The sequence below is a fragment of the Enterobacter sp. CCUG 70166 genome, from assembly GCF_020224095.1.
In the GTDB taxonomy this organism is placed as follows: Bacteria; Pseudomonadota; Gammaproteobacteria; order Enterobacterales; family Enterobacteriaceae; genus Enterobacter; species Enterobacter intestinihominis.
In genome coordinates this window covers 5017-12734 of record NZ_NRIQ01000074.1, presented here as the reverse complement: position 1 = coordinate 12734, position 7718 = coordinate 5017, and the positions used below count along the sequence as shown (strand labels likewise).

Annotated in this window: 4 protein-coding genes; 1 reads left to right on the top strand and 3 read right to left on the bottom strand. The window is 61.7% G+C overall.

The genetic code is table 11. From position 1 onward, the window contains the following. Positions 1 to 17: 17 nt before the first annotated feature. The 3 genes from entF to fes are packed head-to-tail and all read right to left on the bottom strand — an operon-like array spanning position 18 to position 5294. On the bottom strand, positions 18 to 3875 hold the full coding sequence (entF, locus tag CKK19_RS24605; protein WP_063854408.1) for an enterobactin non-ribosomal peptide synthetase EntF: 3858 nt from the start codon (positions 3873 to 3875) through the stop codon (positions 18 to 20). After that, positions 3872 to 4084 (bottom strand): MbtH family protein, encoded by a 213-nt coding sequence (locus tag CKK19_RS24600; protein WP_032624700.1) that lies wholly within the window; start codon positions 4082 to 4084, stop codon positions 3872 to 3874. Before CKK19_RS24600 ends, entF begins: the two co-directional genes overlap by 4 nt. 10 nt (positions 4085 to 4094) lie before the next feature. Further along, positions 4095 to 5294, bottom strand: a complete 1200-nt coding sequence (gene fes / locus CKK19_RS24595) for an enterochelin esterase (RefSeq protein WP_038415624.1) — start codon at positions 5292 to 5294, stop codon at positions 4095 to 4097. 146 nt (positions 5295 to 5440) lie between these two features. Between fes and CKK19_RS24590 the strand changes: the two genes are divergently transcribed. Next, the gene (locus CKK19_RS24590; protein WP_023299551.1) at positions 5441 to 7681 is read left to right on the top strand and encodes a TonB-dependent siderophore receptor; all 2241 of its coding nucleotides are present in this window, start codon (positions 5441 to 5443) and stop codon (positions 7679 to 7681) included. The last annotated feature ends 37 nt before the right edge of the window (positions 7682 to 7718 follow it).

The window sequence follows — 7718 nt, the reverse complement described above, 5'->3', positions numbered from 1 at the left end:
GGTGAGGGGCATTTGCACTATCCTAAAATTTCCTTCAGTACCGGCCCAATCTTTTCAAACGCCTGCGGTGAAATAATATCCACGTGGGCGCAGTCCTGGCTGTACACCTCCATCGCACTCACCCACGGCGCCCATGCGGCCTGCGGATCCATGGTTCGCGTGCGTTCGGCGACAAACAGCGTCGCTTTACCGTCGAACCGTGAACTATGCGCGGTGGTGAGCAGCCGCACCGCATCGGCGTAGTTGCCTTCAATAGCGTCAAACAGCTCGCTGGAACCTTGCCGCTGCTGGGCGGCGATAAACGCCTGACGCTCGCGCTCAATTTCCGCCAGCACCTCCGGATCGAGGCCATTAGCCTCTTTCTCCGCCCAGTTCTGGGTTTCCGGCGGCCAGGTATCCAGCAGGCCGAGGAACGCCACCGCTTCACCCTGCTCGCGCAGACGCGCCGCAATGCCCTGCGCCAGCGTGCCGCCGAGGGAATAGCCGAATAGATAATACGGCCCCTGCGGCTGCTGCTTACGCAACGTGTTCAGATGATGTTCGGTCACCGCATCGAGATCCGCACACTGCTCCATCGGCCCCTCAGGCCGGGGAGACTGAATGCCGACGATTGACCAGCGCGGGCTGAGGTAGCGCGCCAGGACGCTAAACTGCCAGGCAAAGCCGGATGCCGGATGGAAGCAGAACAGCGTCGGGCCGTTGCTTTCACGCAGCGGGAGAACAGTTTCATACCCCAGACGCTGCGCCTGCTCGTCGCTCATCTGCGAGTCCAGCAGGCCGCTAAGCTTACTTACCGTCGAGGCGACCATAATCTGGCCCGGCGTGACCTTGCGGCTGAACGCACGGCTGAGCTGAGCCGCGAGGCGCATCGCCAGCAGCGAGTGGCCGCCGAGGGCAAAGAAATCGGATTCGATATCGTTCACTGCGCAGCCCAGCAGGGCAGAAAACGCCTGCGCCACGGCGACTTCGGTTTGTGTCTCAGGCGCGCGACCAGAGGTTTTGCTGGTCAGCTCCGGCAGCGGCAACGCCTTGCGATCCAGCTTGCCGTTGGCGCTTAACGGCAGTGCGCTGATTTGCAGCAGCACCACCGGCACCATATGTGGCGGCAGCTGGGCTTTGAGTGATGCTAGCAGCGCGTCGCGATCCAGCGGTAAGCCGGATTCGGAGACAACGTACCCCACCAGCTGGCGGGCATCGCCACCCGTCGCCGCTGCCTGGTTGAACACGCAGGCGTGGGCCACGGCCTGGGCCACATCCGGCAGCGCGAGCATCGCCCGATCGATTTCGCCCAGTTCGATACGCTGTCCGCGGATTTTTAACTGGTCATCGCTGCGGCCCAGATATTCCACCGCGCCGTTGTCCAGCCAGCGGGCAACGTCCCCGGTGCGGTACATCCGCTCGCCGGGGGCAAACGGATCGGCGATAAAGCGGCTGGCGGTAAGGTCGGGGCGTCCCAGATACCCCTGCGCCAGCTGGATGCCGGTGAGATACAGATCCCCCGCCACGCCGAACGGCACCGGGCGCATCATCGCGTCCAGAATGCGCAGCCCCGTATTCCACACCGGGAAGCCGATCGGCACGCTGTTCCCTTCCACCGCCGCCAGCTCGGGGCCGTACGCCGGATACCAGCTGACGTCCACCGCCGCTTCGGTCGGGCCATAGAGGTTGTGCAGCGGCGCATGGGTGAGCTGTTCCCACTCGCGGCACAGCGCAGTCGGCAACGCCTCGCCGCTACAGAACACCTGCTTCAGCGTCCTGCAACAGTCGACGTTTTCCGGCGTCAGCGAGGCGACAAACGCCGCCAGCATCGACGGCACGAAGTGGGTGGTGGTTACGCCATATTGTGCGAAGAAGCTCTGCATCGCCTGCGGATCGCGGTGCGCGTCCGGCTCGGCCATCACCAGCTTCGCCCCGGCGATAAACGGCCACCAGAACTCCCACACCGACACGTCAAAGCTGCACGGCGTTTTCTGCGCCACCACGTCATGCGCCGCCAGTGAATAATGATCCTGCATCCACTTCAGGCGGTTAACGATGGCGGTATGGCCGACCATCACGCCTTTTGGTCGTCCCGTCGAACCGGAGGTAAAGATGATGTACGCGGTCTGCTCCGGCTTCGCCAGGCGCAGAGGTTCAGCATCGGTGGCCGGTAATAGTGTGTTGTAACTAAAGGTGGCGATCGGCAGATCGTTAAAGCGTGGAAGCTGCTCGTCGGTGGTAATGAGCAGCGACGGCTTCGCGTCCTCCAGCATCATCCGCAGACGGTCGTCCGGGTAACCGGTATCCAGCGGCAGCCAGGCGGCGCCAGCTTCAACAATCCCGTGCAGCGCCAGGGTCAGGAACACCGAGCGCGGGAGCGCCACCGCCACGCTGTCGCCCGGCTTCACGCCGCGCGCGCGCAGCAGATTTGCCAGCGCGACCACCTGCTCGCGCATCTGGCGGTAGTTCAGCTCAGTATGGGCATCCGCCAGCGCCGGGGCGTCCGGCGTTTTGCTCGCCTGCTCCGCGACCAGATCCGCCAGCGTGGTGGACGGCAGCGCCAGCCCGGTATCGTTGATTCGCGCCAGCCGCGCGTATTCCTGCTCTGATACGGTTTCCACGTCGCCACAGCGCAGGTCCGGGTTGGCGGCAAACTGCGTCAGCATTGCGTTCAGCCGCACCGCGTGCCCCTTCAGCGTCGCCTCGTCGTAACGCTGCCTGTTGGCGAGGATCTCAATGCTTAGTCCGCCCTGCTCGTCCGGGAACAGCACCAGCTCCAGATCGTTCACCGGGCCGGTCGCCAGCGTGTGGGTAATGGCCTCCACGCCGTCGATATCCAGCTGATAATCGAACACCTTGACGTTCAGCACCGGACCAAACAAGGGTTCGTCCCCTGCTGCCTGCCCGCTGTCGCGCACGATCTGCTCGGCATCGTAGCGCTGATGGCGGCGCAACTTTTTCAGCTGGTTCGCCAGGCGCAGCGCCAGCGCTGGCAAGCTCTCGTGCGGGCGAATATTCACCGCCAGCGACAGGACGTTGAGCACCGGGCCGGTCGCGGTCAGCGCGGCGGAGCCCATGCGGCGCATAAAGATAAACCCGGCGGCGTAGTCCAGCCGTCCGGTCAGGCGGCCCAGCCACAGCGCCACCAGCGCAAGCGCCAGATCGGTTCGCTGCGTTTGTCCGGCCGCCTGTGCAAGCTGGCTGAACGCACGGCCGTCCATCGCCATTTTCAGGCGCAGGATGTCGGTGGTGGCGGCACGTCCCGGCAGGGGCGCGGAAGAGAGCGAGACCGGAGAAGGAAGCTGTTGGCGCTGTTCGGCCCAGAAAGCACCGTCGCGCTGATACGCCTCGCTGTCGCGATAGCGCTGATACTCCTCTACCACCTCGGCGAACGGAGTAAACGGGGAGGCGGGCGCAGGTTCACCTTTCTGCCACGCAGCGTAAATGGCGGCGATTTGACGGGTAATGGCCGGGAAACTGAAGCCATCTACCACCAGATGATGATACCGCTGATACCAGTACCAGTGGTTTTCTCCCACCTGAATCAGCTGGTGAAACGCCAGCGGCTGACCGCTGTCGACGCGCAGGTTCTGGTTGAGATCGGCCTCCATCAGCGCCACGGCGGCGTCGTGGGAGTTAACGCGCACAATGGACGGCTCCGGCAGGATCATGGCCTCATCGATCCACTGCCACACCTCGCCGTTATCCTCGGTGAAACGCATCCGCAGGGTGTCGGCCTGCATCATGCCTTCAGCGATGGCTTTTGCCAGCAACGGCGCGTCGATAGCGCCTTTCAGTTCGGTGTAGTGCGCCACGCTCCAGGCGTTTGGCAGGGAGGAAAGCTGCTCTGCCATCCAGATCCCCGGCTGGGCGGCGACAAGAGGGAGACGGTTCATGCGCGCTCCCCCGCAAAGTAAGACGGCTCAAGCGTCTGCCACTGTTCCGCCAGCCACTGCTGGCACGCCTCCTGAGATTGCGGTTCGCACACCACGCGCCAGCCCGCGGGCAACTCGCACTCCTGCGGCCACAGGCTGTACTGCCCCTGGTCATTTTGCAAAATGGCGAACTGTCCCTGCGGATTATCGAAAGGATTGCTGAATTCCATACAGACTCCGTTATTGAATAAGCGGCTGCCAGAGGGTCATCAGCCCCTGTGTCAGCCCTCCGCGCCAGCAAAGCGCATCGTGTCCGCCGTCAACCTGACGCCAGAAAACCGGTTGCTGAGTGTGTAGTTCGGCGAGGATCGCCTGGTTTGCGCGTAAGATAAGCGGCTCGTTGCGCCCGGCCTCAAGGACGATGCGCAGCCCGCGAGCGGTTTTTTCACCCGCTTTGAGTTGTTCAATGAGCAGCCCGTCCTGCTGCGCGCCGCGGTGCGGCCACCAGTAGGATCCGGACTGGCTGAGGATGCAGCCAAAACGCTGCGGCCAGTTGAGGCCCGCATAGAGGGAAGAGAGCCCGCCGAAGCTTTGGCCCGCCACCACGGTATGGTCGGCGCGGTCGCTGAACGGGGCCATGCTTTTCACCTGCGGGAGGAGTTCGTCCTGCACCGCCAGCCAGAAATCAGGGTTGCACGGCAGCTCGCGGCTGCGGTGTGCGGTGTCAATAACGTCGATTAAGACATAAACCGCAGGCGGCAGTTTGCCTTCATGGGTGAGCGACGCCAGCGCAGGCCAGACGGGCATGCTTTCGGCCCAGAACTGCCCGTCAAGCAGCACCGCCAGCGGGCGCTCCGGGCTTTCATCCCCGGTGGTAAAAATCCACACGCGGCGATGGTTCTTCAGACGCGCGCTGTGCCACTCAATGCAGACAGGCTTTTTATAGGGCGTATCGGGATGATTCCAGCCGGGCTGTACGGGCGCCTCCGGCATCTCCAGCGCCGAGACGGCGTGCCCGCGCCCGCCGCGCCAGCTCTGCGCATTCAGCGGATCGGAAACCGCGTGCGGCAGCAGTTTGCGCCAGCCTTCGCGCAGCGCCATGCGGTCCGGCTGCTCGCCTTCAAACACTGCGCTGGCAAAATCATCTTCATTGTCGGAGGGGATAAAACAGTAGCTGCCGCGCCATTCGGGGCTGAACTCGCCCTGCCACTGCCAGACGTCGGTATCCGGGATACGTTCAAGGGACTGCGGACGGGCATTTTGATGGTGATCGGTCACGCCGGTGACGTAGAGCCAGACGCGTTTAATCGTCGACGTTTTCTGCGTTCCCGCCGGGTCCCGCCACCAGAATGTCACGCGATAGTTTTCCTGATGACGTTCCCGTTCCGGCCCGTTTTTCGCCTGCCACCACGCTTCACTTCCGGTTGTTAACGCCGTCACCCTTATAACCCCATGTTTAACAGTCTTTTTTGTTTCAGAGCAAATTTTATTGATAATATTATTGATAACTATTTGCATTTGCAATAGCGTAATGCCCGCGCTGTGGGAAGCGCGCTCATTAAATAACCATAAAAGCGGGACGTACAATGAATAAGAAGATTCACTCTCTGGCCTTGCTGGTCAATTTAGGGATTTATGGTGTCGCGCTGCCCGCCATGGCAGACGACAACACCGCCTCCGCGCAGCACGAAGACACCATGGTGATCACCGCCGCCGAGCAGAATTTGCAGGCGCCGGGCGTGTCGACCATCACCGCCGATGAGATCCGCAAAAACCCGCCCGCGCGCGACGTGGCGGAAATCATCCGCACCATGCCGGGCGTTAACCTGACCGGCAACTCCACCAGCGGCCAGCGCGGGAACAACCGCCAGATTGACATTCGCGGCATGGGCCCGGAAAACACCCTGATCCTGATTGACGGCAAGCCGGTCACCAGCCGCAACTCCATCCGTCTGGGCTGGCGCGGCGAGCGTGACACCCGCGGCGATACCGGCTGGGTACCGCCAGAGATGATCGAGCGCATCGAAGTGATCCGTGGCCCGGCCGCTGCACGCTACGGTAACGGCGCGGCGGGCGGCGTGGTGAACATCATCACCAAAAAATTCGACGACCAGTGGCACGGCTCCTGGAACACCTACCTGAACGCGCCAGAACATAAGGACGAAGGTTCGACTAAACGCACCAACTTCAGCCTGAGCGGCCCGCTGGGCGGCGACTTCAGCTTCCGCATGTTCGGTAACCTGGACAAAACCCAGGCCGATGCGTGGGACATCAACCAGGGTCACCAGTCTGAACGTACCGGTGCCTACGCCAACACCCTGCCCGCAGGCCGTGAAGGTGTGGAAAACAAAGACATCAACGGCGTGGTGCGCTGGGACTTCGCACCGATGCAGTCGCTGGAGTTTGAAGCGGGCTACAGCCGCCAGAACAACCTGTATGCGGGCGACACGCAGAACACCAACAACGACAACGCGCTGGTGAAGAAGAACTACGGTAAAGAGACAAACCGCATTTATCGTCAGAACTTCGCCGTGACCTGGAACGGCGGCTGGGATAACGGCATTACCACCAGCAACTGGGCGCAGTACGAGCACACCCGCAACTCGCGTCTGGGCGAAGGACTGGCGGGCGGTACTGAAGGTCTGTTCAACAGCAATAAATTCACCGACACCGATCTGTCCGACGTGATGCTGCACAGCGAAATCAACCTGCCGATTGATTTCATTGTGAACCAGAACCTGACGCTCGGCACCGAGTGGAACCAGCAGCGCATGAAGGACTCGACTTCCTTCACGCAAACCCAGCAGGGCGGCACCATCCCGGGCATGAGCGAAGACCGTAGCCCCTACACGTCAGCGGAGATCTTCTCCCTGTTCGCCGAAAACAACATGGAGCTGACCGACAGCACCATGCTGACCCCTGCCCTGCGCTTCGATCACCACACTATTGTCGGCAATAACTGGAGCCCGTCCCTGAACCTGTCGCAAGGTCTGGGGGATGACTTCACCCTGAAGATGGGCATCGCGCGCGCCTATAAAGCGCCAAGCCTGTATCAGACCAACCCGAACTACCTGCTGTACAGTAAAGGCCAGGGCTGCTACGCCAGCTCCGACGGCGTGGGCTGCTACATGATGGGTAACGACGATCTGAAAGCGGAAACCAGTATCAACAAAGAGATTGGCCTGGAGTGGAAACGCGACGGCTGGCTGGCGGGCGTGACCTGGTTCCGCAACGACTATCGCAACAAGATTGAAGCGGGCTACGCGCCGATTGGCCAGACGTCCACCGGCAAAGTCACCACCGATATCTACCAGTGGGAAAATGTGCCGAAGGCGGTGGTGGAAGGTCTGGAAGGCTCCCTGAACGTGCCGGTCAGCGACACCATCAACTGGACCAACAACATCACTTACATGCTGCAAAGCAAGAACAAGGAGACCGGCGATCGTCTGTCGATCATCCCGGAGTATACGCTGAACTCTACCCTGAGCTGGCAGGTACGTCAGGATGTCTCATTGCAGTCGACCTTCACCTGGTACGGCAAGCAGCAGCCGAAGAAGTACAACTACAAAGGTCAGCCGGTGACCGGGTCTGAGAAAGACGAAGTCAGCCCGTACAGCATCGTTGGCCTGAGCGCGACCTGGGACGTGACGAAAAACGTCAGCCTGACCGGCGGCGTGGACAACGTCTTCGACAAGCGCCAGTGGCGCGCCGGTAACGCCCAGACCACGGGTAATACCACGACGGGTGCGTATATGTACGGTGCGGGTGCGTATACGTATAATGAGCCGGGTCGCACCTGGTACATGAGCGTGAATACGAGGTTCTGATACAGGCAGTGACTTCCCCCTCTCCCTGTGGGCTGAG

Excerpts from the sequence above, each read along its gene's own strand:
- CKK19_RS24600 (WP_032624700.1), bottom strand. The coding sequence starts at position 4,084 with ATGGAATTCAGCAATCCTTTCGATAATCCGCAGGGACAGTTCGCCATT.
- CKK19_RS24590 (WP_023299551.1), top strand. The coding sequence starts at position 5,441 with ATGAATAAGAAGATTCACTCTCTGGCCTTGCTGGTCAATTTAGGGATT.
- entF (WP_063854408.1), bottom strand. The coding sequence starts at position 3,875 with ATGAACCGTCTCCCTCTTGTCGCCGCCCAGCCGGGGATCTGGATGGCA.